This window comes from Psychrobacter sp. Choline-02u-9 (assembly GCF_002836505.1).
Classification (GTDB): domain Bacteria; phylum Pseudomonadota; class Gammaproteobacteria; order Pseudomonadales; family Moraxellaceae; genus Psychrobacter.
Genome location: NZ_PJBF01000058.1, coordinates 133750 through 150934, shown reverse-complemented (window position 1 = coordinate 150934; position 17185 = coordinate 133750). Strand labels below are relative to the sequence as shown.

General features: G+C 41.1%; 14 protein-coding genes. 1 reads left to right on the top strand and 13 read right to left on the bottom strand.

The window, feature by feature from the left end:
* Window positions 1-46 precede the first annotated feature (46 nt).
* On the top strand, window positions 47-370 hold the full coding sequence (fdxA, locus tag CXF69_RS10795; RefSeq protein WP_057758216.1) for a ferredoxin FdxA: 324 nt from the start codon (window positions 47-49) through the stop codon (window positions 368-370).
* A 136-nt stretch (window positions 371-506) separates the two neighbouring features.
* Here the strand turns inward: fdxA and CXF69_RS10790 are convergent, their stop codons facing one another.
* The 13 genes from CXF69_RS10790 to dsbD all read right to left on the bottom strand — a co-directional run bounded on the left by CXF69_RS10790 (window position 507) and on the right by dsbD (window position 17160).
* Entirely contained in the window at window positions 507-992 is a 486-nt protein-coding gene (locus tag CXF69_RS10790) for a pilin (protein ID WP_102078071.1), read from the bottom strand.
* Window positions 993-1127: 135 nt separating this feature from the next.
* Window positions 1128-1859 (bottom strand): TfpX/TfpZ family type IV pilin accessory protein, encoded by a 732-nt coding sequence (gene tfpZ, locus CXF69_RS10785; RefSeq protein ID WP_102078070.1) that lies wholly within the window; start codon window positions 1857-1859, stop codon window positions 1128-1130.
* A 147-nt stretch (window positions 1860-2006) separates the two neighbouring features.
* Complete coding sequence (locus CXF69_RS10780; RefSeq protein WP_102078069.1) at window positions 2007-2528, bottom strand: pilin; 522 nt, start codon at window positions 2526-2528, stop codon at window positions 2007-2009.
* A gap of 375 nt (window positions 2529-2903) precedes the next feature.
* On the bottom strand, window positions 2904-3377 hold the full coding sequence (locus CXF69_RS10775; protein WP_102078068.1) for a type IV pilin protein: 474 nt from the start codon (window positions 3375-3377) through the stop codon (window positions 2904-2906).
* Window positions 3377-3943 (bottom strand): type IV pilin protein, encoded by a 567-nt coding sequence (locus CXF69_RS10770; RefSeq protein ID WP_102078067.1) that lies wholly within the window; start codon window positions 3941-3943, stop codon window positions 3377-3379. Before CXF69_RS10770 ends, CXF69_RS10775 begins: the two co-directional genes overlap by 1 nt.
* Entirely contained in the window at window positions 3943-8373 is a 4431-nt protein-coding gene (locus tag CXF69_RS10765) for a pilus assembly protein (RefSeq protein WP_102078066.1), read from the bottom strand. The genes CXF69_RS10770 and CXF69_RS10765 overlap by 1 nt, the downstream gene beginning before the upstream one ends.
* A 54-nt stretch (window positions 8374-8427) precedes the next feature.
* Window positions 8428-9246 carry a pilus assembly PilX family protein gene (locus tag CXF69_RS10760; protein WP_102078065.1) on the bottom strand — a complete coding sequence of 273 codons (819 nt, stop codon included), beginning with the start codon at window positions 9244-9246 and terminating at the stop codon, window positions 8428-8430.
* A gap of 55 nt (window positions 9247-9301) precedes the next feature.
* Entirely contained in the window at window positions 9302-10291 is a 990-nt protein-coding gene (locus CXF69_RS10755; RefSeq protein ID WP_102078115.1) for a PilW family protein, read from the bottom strand.
* Window positions 10291-10791, bottom strand: coding sequence for a type IV pilus modification protein PilV (gene pilV, locus CXF69_RS10750; RefSeq protein ID WP_102078064.1), 501 nt, complete (start codon window positions 10789-10791; stop codon window positions 10291-10293). Before pilV ends, CXF69_RS10755 begins: the two co-directional genes overlap by 1 nt.
* The gene (locus CXF69_RS10745; RefSeq protein ID WP_102078063.1) at window positions 10788-11696 is read right to left on the bottom strand and encodes a pilus assembly FimT family protein; all 909 of its coding nucleotides are present in this window, start codon (window positions 11694-11696) and stop codon (window positions 10788-10790) included. The genes pilV and CXF69_RS10745 overlap by 4 nt, the downstream gene beginning before the upstream one ends.
* A 598-nt stretch (window positions 11697-12294) precedes the next feature.
* Window positions 12295-13131, bottom strand: a complete 837-nt coding sequence (locus CXF69_RS14530; RefSeq protein WP_228706777.1) for a ComF family protein — start codon at window positions 13129-13131, stop codon at window positions 12295-12297.
* A gap of 75 nt (window positions 13132-13206) precedes the next feature.
* On the bottom strand, window positions 13207-14655 hold the full coding sequence (locus tag CXF69_RS10735) for a phospholipase A (RefSeq protein ID WP_102078062.1): 1449 nt from the start codon (window positions 14653-14655) through the stop codon (window positions 13207-13209).
* Window positions 14656-15039: 384 nt separating this feature from the next.
* The gene (gene dsbD / locus CXF69_RS10730; RefSeq protein WP_102078061.1) at window positions 15040-17160 is read right to left on the bottom strand and encodes a protein-disulfide reductase DsbD; all 2121 of its coding nucleotides are present in this window, start codon (window positions 17158-17160) and stop codon (window positions 15040-15042) included.
* Between the last annotated feature and the right edge of the window lie 25 nt (window positions 17161-17185).

The following is a 17185-nucleotide window of genomic DNA, read 5'->3' as shown; positions in this document are numbered from 1 at the left end:
AAGAGATTGACTATATCAGCCAATCCAATAACAGGTAGACCTCACTATGACCTTTGTCGTTACAGATAACTGCATTCTTTGCAAATACACCGACTGTGTAGAAGTCTGTCCTGTGGACTGCTTTTATGAAGGCCCAAACTTCCTAGTCATCGATCCTGATGAGTGTATCGATTGCGCACTATGTGAGCCTGAATGTCCAGCCAATGCGATCTTCTCAGAAGATGAAGTACCCAAAGGCCAAGAAATGTTCACCCAGCTCAATGAAGAGCTGGCACAAAAATGGCCAAACATCACTGAGATGAAAGGACAAATGCCAGAAGCTGAAAAGTGGGATGGCGTGGAAGGTAAGATTCAGTATTTAGAGAAGTAGTTTATTTATAAAGTTTACGCGTAATAAAAAAGGCTGAAGTATTCCTTCAGCCTTTTTTATTACGCTGTTTATTAGTAGACCTTTCAAACTAGATTATGGTTCGCGTACCCTCGTCTCTAATGCTATTATTGGATAACTAATAAGTTCCTCGACATGAACTGGGTAAATACTTGGCTGGAATAGTCGTGCCATCTGCTACTGAACCACATCGCCAGCCGACAATTGTTTTGCCACCGTCAGATGTACCTATCAAAGCAGTAGTTGCTGTCCGCATAGGGACTATTGTTAACGTATTGGTTGTGGCAGTTAACTCCGTTAACTTATCTTCGTCAGCCTTGACAGTGACGATACCATTTTCATCGACAAAGCTGCTTTTAACATATTTAGTAGGCTTAAAATTACAAGAGTTTCGCAAAGCATCAGAAACATCTATTTTTGATGACGGCTGTACAATGTTAACTACAGCAGCTCGGCAAGAATAAACAGCCAATATCACCTCTGAAATTTTAGCTTTTGTTTTATAGTCTTGATATGCAGGTAAGGCAACGGCAGCAAGAATACCAATAATTGCAATGACAATGATCAGTTCGATTATAGTAAAGCCACTTTGACCCTTATTCATAACTATATTCCCAAAAAAAGTAATCATTAAATTACATTGTAAAGCTATCTATACATATAGTTTTACAGAGTCCACTGCATAGATCGTTCCAGTCTACAGTCAATGAACATACATAAAGTCATTTGAGCTTATTTATTACCACGGTCTTAGATCTACAATTTCTATCGTATTACCTTCATCATCTAATAATAAGGTCATATCAACTGCATTCGCTTTTAACCCTAAATAGCTACTCGCATTGGGATAACTATCTAGGATACTGTCTACTGCTTGCTCTGAATTATAGTTTTTGAGATCAGATACACCTTCAGCAGTTTCTATTATTCTACCGTTTGCTTCTGCAATGGCGACATATCGTTCTGGTCTCTGAGCTAAAGATATGCCACCTTGCAGCTCTTCAAACATATTTTTCTCTCTTTCCAACTGATTTACAGCGATTTTCACAGCCACATATCTAGGTCCTAACAGACTGGGGTGATAATATTCACTATCTACACGGTTATCAATACTGACATCAAGCAGCTCATTATTTCTTATCAGCTCAAAGCGATTACCGTTAAACGCCATCCAGACTGGTCTACCCTCAGCCAAACTGTATATTCCATAACTCAATGCCGATATCTGTAATAGTATTATGACCAACAAATCAAACTTTAAGGTTTTCTTATTAGCTTTATAGACAATGAGGCTTAATATGGGACCGACGATCACATCTATCGCGATCATGAGAAGTACAATATGTGTGACACCTGTCGCTTTAGCCAAAGGCGCGGGATACCAAACTGTAAAAATCCCAGTTAAGACTAGCAACGCTACTATCAATGAAATGCATAGATGTTTAATAAAGAATTTTAGACGAGGAGACATACCTTGACCTTAATAACCTACGATAAAATAGAGGTTTGTTAAATCAGTGCGATAATCTAAATACAAAAAAGTCCTACGAATTTATTATTTAGACCAAAAAAAGACTGGCAAGCCAGTCTTTTTCAATTACTCCAACCTACTAATGAATTAGTAAGTACCTTGACACGAACCAGGTAGGTACTTATTAGGCATTGGATTGGTCGCTGCAGGACCACACATCCAACCTTGTATTGTACCACCACCAGCAGTTGAAGCATCAAGAGCTACTGGATCAGCATCAGGATCAGGATCGCCTTCAGAATCGACTGCCACTACCATTGGAGTTAATGTTATAGCATTAGCAGTAGAAGAAGTATCTCCGCCTAACTTTTCCTCATTAGCTACTACTGTGATTTTACCATCTTCATCAGAATCGCCTGAAGCAACGAATTTAGTAGGGGTGATATCACAACTTGACGCTAAAGCATCATCCATATCGACTACTGGAGAATTTTGTACAATATCAGTGATCGTAGAGCGGCATGATGAAGCTGCCAAGATAACTTCTGAAGTTCGTGCTTTAACGGTATAATCTTGATAAGCAGGAAGAGCGACCGCCGCCAAAATACCGATAATTGCGATAACGATCATGAGTTCGATTAGGGTGAAACCTTTCTGTACAGTGTTCATAAGAACTCCTTTTGGGGTATATGAAGATAAGCGGCTATTGTGTCTACTAGCGCGTTTTATCCTCAGGGATATAACGAATTTCTTTCTTGTTATAACTAATGCAGATACTATGCCAACTTTTATAAAAGTTCTTACGATATACTATCTCAACTATTTGAAATAATGTCACCTTGCTTATAACCCACGCTAATTACACTCTATATCGCTTTACCAAGCGAAAACGCACCTCAAATTATTATATGTTTATATTTAATCCAACAATCTCACTAATATTTCCATAAACTTACTGAAAATTGTCAGTCAATATCTTTTTAAGAGCAAATAGTAAGTTTTACTGACGATTTTTGTCAGTTTTATGATGATAATTTAATAATATTATTTATTCCATTCATTGCTATTACCGCATATACTCCCTCGACACTTCACATTACGGTAATTAAGACTAAGGCTGCCGTCAGCTACCATTTGACTGCCAGTTTTAGGCATAGCAGTGATTATCCATTTTTCAGTCAGTATATTATCTGGAGGCGTTAGTGTGATTGGATTAATAGTAACATCGTATAGAGCACTGCCCTGTCTTGGATATTCAGTTGCGAATTCTGTTTTAATGCTTGAACTGATATCACTATAGCTGCCCTGTGCCAACTTTCGGCTTTCTATCGTTGAAGCAATATTTTGCATCTCACTCATCATATCGGCACGCTTGGCTTTGATGATGTATTGCTGATAGCTGGGGTAGGCAATAGCAGCCATAACACCAATGATAGCGATGACAATCATCATCTCAATCAAGGTAAATCCATACTGAGTTTTAGTGATCTTATGTCGTTTACAATACGTTGTTGTCATCACCATTCCTCCTGACCTGTACCGCAATTAGTCGCCGTAATCGTGATACTACTCTTGTTTTGACAACGTATACCTGTGCTGGTCATTAACATATTGTTCGCTTCTTTAAAGGTACCTGTACTATTAGGCGTTGCCAGCATCTTCCATGTCCTACCTGTCGCGTTATCAATAGCGGTATCAGTTGTCACCAAAGACTTCTCAGGGTCAGCAGCACCATCGACAAGGGTAATCTGGTAGCGATAGTTGGTGGCATTACTGCCTTGTGGTACATAAATAATCGTGTTACTGGCATCGTAACCATAGTTTGCCTTATTATCAGCGCTATTAATTGTCTGCGGTTCAAAACCTTTATAAGTTAATGCGGATGATCGCCATCGCTCCAGCTGCAACTCTAAATTAAGCATTTTAGCTTGCACATCACGCTCGGCATTTCTTATCACATATTGCCTATAGCTGGGAATAGCAACGGCTGCTAGTACAGCGATGATCACCACGACCACCATTAGTTCAATAAGAGTGAAGCCTCTTATATTGACATGCAATCTATTCTCACTCTTGGTATGCATTAGTTGCTCTCATACCATTGTGTTGGCTTTAATATATAACGATCTTTGAATAGTATATTTGCCATGGAGCCATCGCCATTATCTTTTGTAATACTACCGTAAGGATTGTTGCCATCATAGCCTCCAGCTGGCGGTTCTTTAGGAGCAGACCCTTTGCTAGAGTCAGCACCATAGCTCAATAGATTGCTAGCGCGGTCTGTCAGACTACGTGTGCCAAGTAATACAGTGGTGTCCAAATTATCAGAGTTCACTGCTCCTAAACTAAGCTCCTGAATGCCTTTGCCAGCAGGGATAAAGCCACCTGTACCTGTAACGGAGGTATCATCCATACATACACCATAAGGCAAGCAATACATCTGTTGTTCTGACCCGCCTAACGTTTGTGCTTCACAGACATTACTACTCCCATACGACATATTAGGGTCATATACAGACATAAACAAAAAGTTGTTTATGACGCGATAATCCCCTATTGATTTTACATGTGAGACATTCTCAAACCCTGCAAAACGTGTCAATGGGTAGTACCAACCTTTCTTATCTTTAGAACTATCTATTACCGTTAGTTTTTCAATCATTTTAGCTTTCGCTTGCTTTGTATTTTTGGATAACTGACTACCACCAAGCTCAATCAAATCATTTTTTTCGTTTAGGTCTTTAATTTGGAGTGATGATGTCGCAGTATTTTCTAATAGATCAGCACGAACAATATCAGTATCTATAATGCCGTATAAACGATTGGCTAAAGCCTTTGTATCGCGACGCTTAGCTAACGGGGAACTACGATCGCCAGAAGCAATATTGACAAGAGCAAATATCTTGCTTTGATTATCTCTATAAAAGCTCAAAACTGGACGATTGTAGAAACGGTAAGGCAATGTTTTAACACTTTCAGATGCCTCTAGCACTCGAACTACACGTACTTCGTTGAAGGCTTTCTCTTTTTCGTTAATAAAGTCGGCGCGAAAAACATTACCACCTAGATCAGCGAAGTATAAGTGATCGAATAAACCGTCGTTATTACGGTCAAGCGCTGTCACGCCAGCGACGATACTATGATTTTGAGGATTGTTCCATGACCATAGTTTTTCACCTGTTTTTGCATCTGTGACATAAATAGAGCTACCTTTAGCGGCAGTAGTCGGCACAAACTGTGGATCTTCATACTCTGTGTCATATCCACCACCAAAGATTATGACGTCTTTATACTTACTATCACTGGCGTTTTGGTTTAATCGGGCAATGGTCACTGTGTTCCAAATTTGTCCAACATTGCTATAGTCAGTATTATTGAAAGTCGCTTGAGTACCAGCATTGTTTTTGTGTAATACCGGATCGGTATGGCTAATATCCGGCGTGATACTAAATAGAATCTTGGGCGTCGTTTTGTCAGCCAAATCTAAAGCGTATAAACCTTTGCCACCCATGCGAAAGCCACCATAGGCTGCCATTGACAAGAAGTTGCTAGTATTGGTTACATCGTCTACGTTACTACTGTCAGGCTTATATAAAGAGACTTTACGGTTTTTTTGATCATTTATAGTGGTACTGCTATAACGATACTTTGCACTCACTAGCCAAGGTGCATCTACTCCGAAGCTTAATTCTCCCAAGGCATCTTTAACTAATGCTTCTGATTGTGTACGGAACATTTCTTGTAAGACAAGTGCCCATTCCTCTTCTCCCGTTTTGGCATCTACTAAGTGTAGAGCACCATCCATGGAACCAAACAGTAAATAATCTTCACGGTTATCAGCAGTAACATTGCCTGCAGCATTTACTTCAGCACTATAAGACACCAATGCAGGCTTTGAATGTACCACGCCACCTACTTGACGAATGGCTTGAGTAGGTAAATACTTTTGTTCCCTCAGATCTATGTTAGATATATCATCATTAGTCGTCGCATCGATATTGTAACCTAAGAAATTTAGCATGATACGTTTGGAACGAGGCAATGATAAACCAGCAGTCCTGTAAACATTATCATTAATTTGCGTTAGTCCTGTAGGCACACCACTGTTGCTAACGCCAACCTTTACCACACCATCAGTTATCCGCGTATCATTAGCTCCTATATAGTTTTCAAAAAATACATTTCGTGTGCTAGCAGGTGAGCTTAAATCTGGTGCTATTAATCGTGTATAAAACCCACCACTATTGATTGCTGAGTTACCTGAAGTAGCAATAGGAGACTGTTTCCATAAATCAGCGGCAGCATCATTCAGCGCGCCACCTTCATTGCTATATAGCCGCCTATTACTTTTACCATATAACGTACCATTTTTAGTTTCATACTTTTTAAGGTTACCTGGCCATACCTTAAATGTATCGCCTACTTTAGGCTCTAGCATCGGTAGATAGGCATAAGGTAGAGTAGTACTAGTTTGGTAGGGGTCATCTGGTACGCTTATCGTGCCGGCTGGCGTAGTATTAATAGTTTGATTCAAATCAGTGATAAACTGTTGAACACTATTAGCAATATCAAGTGACGTTTCAGCATAAAAAAATCCACCGTTACCATACTCGCTACTACCCCATTTACAGGCATTTTTTGCATCTAAAGTAGCAGCAGCAGCACAGTCATAGCTACCGTCTGCCTTTTTGGGAATACCAGCAAAAGATGCCCCGAAGCCTGCCACAGCCGTTCTGATTCTGGTACCAGCAGGATTTTGGGTGCTATCATTCAAGCGCTTAGCATACTCACCAATATACTCCCAACCGCCAGTTTCACCACGGAATAAATTAGACTGTAGGGTTGGAGAGGTTAAGACACCTGTGCCTGATGGCTTGTTATTGATCCTCGTACCGCCTGTTAATGACTCGTTCATGATGGCCTGTGCCATGTTCTGGTCACTAGTGGTCGGAGGCCCATAAGTAGTTGAGTTAGGTGCGCCATCGGTTAAAAAGTAGATGCCATTACTGTCGCATTGCCCAGTACTACTACCCTGAATATAGCTTTGACCATTAGATTTTTTGGTATCAGCGGCAGAGTACCTCAAACCGCCAACCATATTTTCCCTCTCATCAGCTCTTATCGTAAATGGGTTGGTTCGATAAGAGACTAGGCCAGTAATGCCACTACCATAACCCCAAACGGTTCCAACGATAGGCTCGATATCAAGTGGCTCTTGAGCAACTTTTAACCAGCCGCCATAACGCCAGCCGACAGGTAACTTGTCATAAGTGTCCCACAGGTTGTCCATGGTGACCGTTTTTCCCATTGCTGCATTGACTTTGGTTTTGAAGTCGTCTTGACTGGAGATTCGTTCCCAACTGCCATTAGCTGTCGGACGATAGATGCCTCCATTAACTGTGCCTTGGCTTACGGTTTTTCTACTGTTATCATGTCCTGGCCAGTTATTTGCGCACTGCTTGACAGTAGCACCAATGGCTACAGCATCTTGAGTAGTTCCCAATTCGACACAGACAAAATAAACCTGTTCGTCTTGGTTCCATGCTTTTTGTTTAATCATAGACCCATCGTAGATGATATTGATCGATCCAGAGTTGGTTTGGCTACTATCATAGCCTGTACCAGTGCCCATCATATAAGCGCCAGCTTCAGCGTAGGCATGGGCGGTGGGCGTGCCGCTCGATGATTTGGTCACATCAGGATAGCTATTACTTGATAGCTTAAGATTTGCGTTGGCAGTACCGTCTTCATTTGTGGTCGTGTCTAATGATTTGATATCTGCTAAGGCTCTGGCGATTTTTTGACGCTGAGCCGTGGTTAGCGGTGCAGCGGGCACCAGTATGCGCCCTGAGTGCCCATCAACCAGCTTATTACTGGCGTTACCAATATTCAGACCCGTTTTGGATGAAAAGTGTCCCAAACCCATATATACCTGATCGCTGATTTGCTCACTTGCCAGTAGCGGTAAAAGTGCGTCTTTTAATCGTGATAAACGGTCTAAAGCTTTAACATCACCTTTTTGGCACCCACGAACGTAGTATTCAATCGTTTGACCACCAATCACGACACTTTTTCGTATTGACGTTCTGCCATTGGTTGAGGCATCAGTCAAGTTATAAGCCCATTCATAAATGGGGCTGGTATTTCTTCGATTGCTTTGATACTCATCTACGCCCACGCGCTTACATAAAGGTTCATCCACATCACCCGGACTGCCGTATGGGTTATTTTTGGGCAGTACCAGTGAGCTGATACCCATCGAGCCTGAGGTATCAATCATCATCATAAGATTGGTTCTGGCCGTTTTGGCAGGCTGATAAATGCTTAGATCACCAATATCACTTACGTCTCCATTTTGATTAACGGCGGCTTGAGACATAGTAATAAACATCATACCCATCATCGCAGCACTCAGATTAGAGGCTCGCCACCAAGAATGTTTAGACTGATGAACATGAGGTTGGCGTGCCGTTACTACGGGTACATGATAACGATTGAGGGGTTTGATTTTCATACTGTTATCTCCAAGTACGGCTGTAATAGAATGATGCTATAAATATAACGGCTCTTAAATATCTCTACATAATGCATTTGTACTGGCTGTTTTTCCGCTATTACCAAAATAATCACAGAGCTCACTATTTTGGATATTGGCCAAGTCAACTTTCTCTACAAGCATTTTACTAGGGATGTTATTTTCGGTCATACATTTTGTAACCCCATCAATCTTATCTGAAGCATCTTTCTCAAAACATTCCTCTATCTTGCTATCTTTAGCATTCCCATAAGCGGGTAGAACTGACGTCGAATACACCTCAAAAGTATACATTTCCGCAGTCTTTTCATCAGAGTCTGTGCCCAAATTCATGTGCTCAAAGCTACCTCGATTTGAAGTCGCGCTAACGTTTTTTACCATGACTTGTGTCATCGTCGTGTTTCTATTACTGGTATAATCATTTGCGTTAGTAGGGTCACAGTAGCCTGTAGCATTGGTAACTAATCTACCTGCATTGCGACGTATAACAGCATCATCAATGTTGAAGAAAGAAGATCGCGGTCGATAACAAAAATCGATGATATCACTGTTATTATCCTCTAAAATATAATATCCAAATATACCGGTGATACCCATAATCTGTTTATATTGATCAGAAGCGGGAGATCCATTAACTGACATCTCGATTTTATTGTTTACGCTATCAGAGGATTGCAGCAGTAAAGTATTTATCTGATCACTGGTAGCCAACTTTAAATCTGTACTGCTATTGCGTACTGCAACTACTCCTACGATCATAATCAACATCAAAAACAGCAGTACTACAATCAATACTGCTCCATACTGGTCAGAACCTAATGAAATATGGATGCGAGAGCTATCGGTATTCATGACTGATTGCTACCTTTGTTAATATGTATAGGAGAGGTATGTTTTGTCAATTTTTTTAACTAACACCATTGATCACATTTACGACTCGGGCATTACGCAACAGCACATTGGTTTCATAAATACGTCGTAAATATTTTGGAGCATTTATTTGACTCTTTAACTGCTGCTCGGCACCAAATATAGTGAACTTACTATTACTATCGTCAGGACTATTAGAATTACTACGAGTTAAAATAGCAATTTTAATATTCGTAATGAAAGGTTTGTCAGTAACAATATCCATATATTCTTTGACACTCATATCAGTATATTCATACCTTAATATACCACTAGTACTGACTTCTTGTTTTACACCTAAACGAATATTAAATTGATCTACATTTCTAATGACAGTTTGACCAATATCACCAAAGTCTTGGTATTCGTATTCAGTATCATTTTTCTTTTCTATTCTACCTGCATCACAATTCAGATTTAAGTTCTTTCTATCTAGACCAGTTTTATTATCGTCTTCTGCTATAAAATAACGAGCAATTACGCGCTCATTCACTTCCACATTTTTACCTTCGCAATCTTGTAGCACCTGACCTGTAGTATTAGTATATTGAATAGTAAGCTGGTCACTAGCAACATCGGTGTTAGTCAGACCGTTCCATCTACGATCTTTATTTCCCGTACTGCTCATATCATGACTACGAGTCAAAAAACCATCCTTTAGCTCGTTTGTAGTTAAAACATTGACAAGATCTGTATCATCGTCGCTAGAAGTAAGTACCACACCGCCTATAGTAGTTTTGTCATTAAGAGGCACTCCATCATTGCCAAGATTTGCCAGTCTTAACTGATATTCTAAACCTTGCAAACCAAATATTGCTGAATCCTGAATTTCAGAACCTGCATTCTGTATGCGATCTACACGTTGACTAGTAATAAAAACCTGAATTACAGCAGCTGATATTAACAAGCCTAAAACTAGCGAAATCATAAGCTCAATCAGTGTAAAGCCTTGATGACATCTAATGTTTATAGGTATATCGGATTTCATCAATATGTCTCCACAATGATACAGTTACTACCACTGTTATAAATACCATTTTCATTCGCACAAGCATCATTGTCACTATCATCCATTAATGGCTTAGTATCTCTCCAGGCCGCGATCACACATTTGACCTGAGAAAAATCAGCTGTTCCTGGACAAGTAACCATTTTCACACTAATACCATAGTCGTTTAACTGCTCAAATGCTGCTTTAGACTCATTAATAGCAATCTGCTCAGCAGTACATTCAGTACAGCTTTCAACGGTCTTTGTAGCATCATTAATTGTCTGTTGATAGGTATCAATTTGTTGCGAATTAGCACGCATATTCTCCGCTAAGCCACGGATAACACTGAGTGCCTGAGTGCGTAGCAAGCTCTCATCAGTAGCACTAATTGCTCGCAATTGTAGAGCACTAAATCCAAGTACTGCAACAGATAGTAATAGAATCGCAACCATCACCTCTATCAGCCCTACGCCTGCCTCTACACTGTTACTTTTCATTCACAAACCCCTCCAAGCTTGCTACTAATAAGGCCCACGTTGCTCACAATTACCTGTCTAGGTAATGCTGATCTATTGCTATCACAAATGGTGTAAGTAACTGCTGTACTCACAGTTCTATTGGGTTTAAAAGTAATCTTTTTCGTTGAAGAGCTGATTGTACTGCTCACATTGTATGAGTGAGTTGCAATAATAACTAGATTTGGTTCAGTTTCGCCACCACCAGTTTCGCCACCACCAGTTTCGCCACCACCAGTTTCGCCACCACCAGTTTCGCCACCACCAGTTTCGCCACCACCAGTTTCGCCACCACCAGTTTCGCCACCACCAGTTTCACCACCGTTATTGCTGCCACCGTTATTGCTACCACCGTTGTTGCTACCACCGTTGTTGCTGCCACCGTTGTTGCTGCCACCGTTGTTGCTACCACCGTTGTTGCTACCACCGTTATTGCTGCCACCGTTATTGCTGCCACCGTTATTGCTGCCACCGTTATTGCTGCCACCGTTATTGCTGCCCGAGTCAGAAGGCGGCCAACCACGAGCTAACGCTGATTTCATGAAGAGGTTTGTCCAATCTTGAGGTTTTGTCCATGAGGAAAGAACATTCGGGCCTGAGTAGGGAACCTCAATATTGATAATATTGTTTGGCCGAATTCCATTAATGTAGCTGACCGTTACAGGTATGTTGTTAATATTGCTTTCAGCTTTTGCTTCCTTTAAGACATTCATTAATGTAGCAGTCGTTGATTTAATACGCTGATTAGCTAATTGCTCACTAATAATAGGTGCAGCAATGCTTACAATAATAGCTAATACAGCAATCGTTATCATCAGTTCAACTAAAGTGAATCCTAGATAATCTACAAATTTTGAGTATGAGACTTTTATCTTAGAAGCTTTCATATTGCTACCCTATTTTTTATTATTATCATAGATTATTGAACCTCTTTAATTTGAATGGTGAGGTACTCAATAGGCTTAAATAGCTAAATCTTCATTTATTATATTAATTAGATATTAGGGCGTGTTGAACATTCAAATGTGGCACTGGCGGCGGCTATTTTACAGGCAATACGCAGTGAAATTTTCGAAGCCTAGTCATTCTAGGATAGACAATTTCGCCATGTATTGGCAAAAAAGAGCCCCGCCCCAAAGGGCTGATGCTAAAATCACCCCAAACGGTGTTGTAAACCTAGCTAAGGCCTCGACATTATCGTCGGTTTACGCCTAGTTTGGTGCGATTTTATCTATCAGCAGTCCTAATATTTGAATGTTCAACACGCCCTAGTCTTGCTAAATAACATGCAATTTTCATTCCACGATATTTAGCTAGCATTATTTAAGGAGGCACTCACTATCTAGCCCTCTCAACTTATAAACTAACTCAACAAAAAATTATTTAAACACATAGCTTAAAACAACGAATTAATATATATAATAATATAGCGTTAAGGAAATATATTAGCAATAATTAGATATTGCTGACAAAAATGTACTAGGTTTAAGGTTTGCTGCCATGGGCTAATACGTAAGCAGAAATTTGATAACTATTATGGCTGCTATCCGTTGCTGATTTTATTGCTGCAGGTGGAATGAACGCTTGCGCTAATGCTTGTAAGCTTGCACCTGTGGTAGATACATCATCGAATAGTAGTAAGCGTTTTGTAGGAGGCCTTTCGATTAGAGCAAAGGCGTTGTCTAAGTTACTAAGACGTTCGGCACGAGTCAGTCCCTGCTGACTAACTGTATCGTCAATGCGCTTAACGCCTTGCCATAAAGGAATTTGCCAATGTTTAGACAATTGGGCAGATAGAATACTGACAGGATCGAACCCACGTTTAACCAATCGTTGACTTGTCGTTGGCATAGCGACAATCACGCTGTTATTACGATGACAACCGTGTGGACGCGGTAATTGACGTATGGCATGTAATAGTAACGGCAATTTCGTCATATCCTCCTGATGCTTAAATGCTCGGATAGCTTGACGTATTGGATACTCGTAGTAAGTAGAGGCTTGGATAGATAGAGATATACTAGGAGCGATATCCACTTCAAAAGGTCTTGGCAACCAAGTAATATCGTTGTGACAGTGATCACAAAGTAAACCACTGCTCAAATAGCTGTTTGCTTGATGAACGATATTAGTAAGAAAAGAGTGTTTCTTTAAGGCTGTCCGTGTAGGCGGCATATCCGTTATATTATGTAGGCTAGATTGTGTTTGATGGTGTAGTAGTTGAGATTGTGGTGTACTACGATAAATACGGCATAGTTGGCAGCGCATATCCATATACTCTGCCAACCACAGTCCAGTTTGATAAGGCGCTAAGCGGCGCATAAACTATTATTTGTCATAACTTATCATAAATTCCACCTATATTAGAGCCTTTCTCAAATTAATGTCCTTTCCGAATTAAAGCCCTTTCCAATCGTTCAGTACGATACCGAAGCCGATAGAGGTATTTTCATGATTATAATCAATGATCGACTCACCATATCCTTGGAATAGCTGAACCATACCATTAACGTTCTCTGATATAGGATAGATATAGTCGATTTGCGCAGCACCTTTATTGGTACCTGGATTGTAGCGCAAGGTACCGCTAATGCTCTGATCAGCCGGCAAATCGTACAAGAATTTGATATCACCGTAGCCCATGTAGTCTTCGATATCTGGATTATCGTCATCGCTACTACTTTCGTTATTTACTCGAGCCCATAAACGCGGTATGACTGATAGCTTGCCCCACTCTGCGCCTGCCATGAGATAAGCACGATTCCATGAACGTGATAATGGATCATCTTGTCCATTCGAGTGATGGACAGCACCTGCGCCCAACATACGCAGACGTCCACCAAAAGGCAGATCTGCTGTCACAGGTTGAGTTAAGAATATTTCAGGTTGATAATCGGTAGCACGGAATGGACGCGAGTTGTCTTCGTTATAAACTTGCCAATGTGATTCTTGGGTATAGCCAAACCATAGGTCAGCACTGGTATCAAACAAATCTTCTGCGACTTTTGTTTTTAGGGATAATTGGAATTTTAGCTCAGTCTCACGTATGTCATTAGAATCAAAAGGATCTGTTTCTTGCGATGGTGTACTTGGACTTAAATTGGGATCGAAAGTATAAAATAGTGGCAACAGATATGTCGGTCGATATGGTCTAACCGTCCAAGTGCCACGCTCACTATTTTTGTCTAGGTCATAAGATAAACTGAGTGGCGAGAATTTTTCGATGTCTGTTTGAGTAACACCGACATTTTCTAAAATCTGTGCCTCGCTATTCGTTTCAGCATCTACTTCTACGTTGCCATTTGCCTTCAATTTGCTGGCAGCTGTTTGCTGATTAGTCATTAAAATGGTATCTGCATCTTCAACTGTCGTCCCGCTCATCGCCGTTTGAGACTCAGCCAATATCACTTTTGGATTACCTGAGACCGTACTTTGAAAGGTCTTTGCCAAATCAATTGGTTGTTTGGTTGAGGTGTAGCTTGGTGTCTTACCTTGTTCAGCTACTTTATCAAAACAAGCTAGGCGAGCAGCACTAGACTGGACTTGCGTACATTCAGAAAACAGCTTGGCTTGCTGAGCAATAAATTCTTTGCTGATTATTTTGCCATTTTGTGTACTCATATCAGAAGATATCACACTGTTATCAAGACTCTGTGATAGGTCAAGATCTTCGTATTCAAACGCAGCTTCGGGTGCTGGCAGTTCGTTATAAGTCTGAGAATCATCAGCAGCTTGTACTTGTATCGCGGTACAACTCAACGCAAGCGCAACTGCAATACGAAGAGGCATATGCACATTCTGGTAAGAAGGCTGTTGGTGACGCTGAGTAATGGTATGGGCAAACATAAGTGTCCTTTATCTAACTAGCATTAGCGCTAGCAGAGTATATGAGGTAATTAATATAACCATTAGCGTTGTCGCTAAAATAGAATTGACTGAGACTATCAGCTAATCGCAGATGTTAGGAGCGGAAAAAATGACAATCAGTGCCCCTGCTGCATTGTTTCCTTATTGTAATGAAAATATAAGCACGATACTAGCTTTATCGGTAGTTAAAATAAGCACCTATCAATATAATTACTTATATAACAAATACTTAATAAATATTCTATAGTATGAATTTAATGGCATTGAAAAAGCCAGCATACTTTCTTAGTATACTGGCCTTCTTAATATTCTTAAGAGTTTTCGAAATATAACATTGGTTTCTTAAGTGTTCGTTGTTAGATATTAGTTGTTCAACGCCGATAATGTTTGCTCAAATTCTGAGCGACCAATCTCACCAACTTGCTGATTTACTAGCTGACCATCAATATAATATAGTAGCGCTGGTGGACCAAAGAGTTGGTAACGAGACAACACGGCTTTTGAGTCTGCTGTCGTCTCAGTGATATCGAGCTTTACTAATTGCCAATCTTGCATTTGTGCTGGGCGATTATGAAACAGGTTCTTGTCCATAATGCGGCACTCAATACACCACTCTGCTGTCAGATCGACAATGACATTCGGATTGGCTGCGACAATGGCATCTAGCTCTGCAAGCGTCGTGATCGTCTTATCAGTGGTGCTATCACTATTCACTGGTTGACCAGATGTTGACTGTACCATCATCGGTGCTGCACCCAATGACGCTAATGGATGTAAGCTATCATCATTACCCAATGCAGCGCCGACTATTAGGCAAGCGGCCCAAATACCAGCGATAAGGCTTAGTGCTTGGGTCAGCATACGACCTTTACCTAGCCAACTCCATGCCCATGTTGCCAAGACCATAAACCATAACGCCCACACCATCAGCATGACTGGCGATATAAACACGCGCTCAATCAATAGCAGTGCCACGGCAAACAGTAGTAAAGCAAAGCCTTGCTTTACCCAATTCATCCACTCGCCTGCCTTTGGCATAATCTTGCCTTGAGTAGCACCGATTAGGATAAGCGGCGCTGATAAACCAAAACCCAGCATGAATAAAGCGGCAAAGCCGAGCAACGGACTACCAATGGTAGAGACCGCCAATAATGCTCCAAATAATGGCGCAGAAACACAAGGTGACACGACTAACGCTGATAAAAACCCAGCGATCAAACTGCCGCCTGTACTACCAAGCTTACTGTCACCTGCTTGGCTTAAGCCTTGCATCTTTCGACTGATCGCTTGTGGTAATCGCACACTGAAAAGACCTAACATGTATAGTGCGAGAAGTATAAAAACAATAGCAAAGCTGATGATAATGATCGGGTTCTGCAGCCAACCAATAATACCTAAAGACTCACCGAATACTGCGATAACAGCGCCCAAAATACCATAAGCAGTCGCTACCCCAATCGCGTAACTGGTGGTCAAGATGACACCGCGTTTGACCGTTGGGTTTTGTTCGCGGGCTACAATATTGGCCACAATAGGCAGCATCGGTAGGACGCAAGGCGTCAAAGCTAAGCCTAAGCCTGCTAAAAATAATAGTACTAATGCCAGCCAAGGGTGAGAAGCCAAACCAAAAGGATCGCTATCAACGAAACTGTTGCTCAAGGTACTTTCGATATTGGCCGTCTCGCCTGTTACGCTGCTATTTGCTGCAGAAATCGTATTCGTCGCCGTACTACTATCTAAAGAATCATACTCTACAGCGCTGTCATCAATGAGATCATAGTCAATAGCACCATCGTCTGTCAGTGCTTGCGCCTCATCAGGCAAAGTATTATCAAGAGCTGTTGAGCTGACTTCCTCTGGTTTCGCCGTAGCACTATTCTCTGAATCGGTCGAGCTCGCACTATCTGCTGATACCTGCGTCGATGCAGCTGCAATATCGACAGGCGTATTAATCTTTTCAGGTGGATAGCACAGTCCTGCTTTTGCACAGCCCTGCCAGCCGACGACGATAGCGGCACCATCTATACTCTTGCCACTATTGTTCGTCAGTGTGGTGGTAGCGACCATATTTGCTTGGTCAAATACCAGTACTTTGCCAAAAGTCGGGTCATCTATCGAGTACGGTGTTTGGCTAAAGGTAAAAGGTGCAGCCGTCACGCCAGCGGGTAGCGTAAGCTTAATTTGCTTTTTATAGACGTAATGTTCAGGGGTGATATCGAAATTAATAGATAACCGCGTACCGGCTTTGACAGGGGTACTATCTGTACTTACCTGAAACGCTTGATCCACTGGCAAAAACTTTGACTTCGACGAGCTTTCACTACTACCGAAAAGGTCGCCTAACCCTGCCGCTTGTACCGTCGATGTCGCTGATAAACCTGTCAGCAATGAGCCACTAGCGATGGCAAGCGCTAAGATATGGGATTTTTTCGAATGGGTAGATACGCTAAATGATGAAGACTTTGGTGATGTCTTGATGGACATGAATGGCTACCTATTATTACCGATA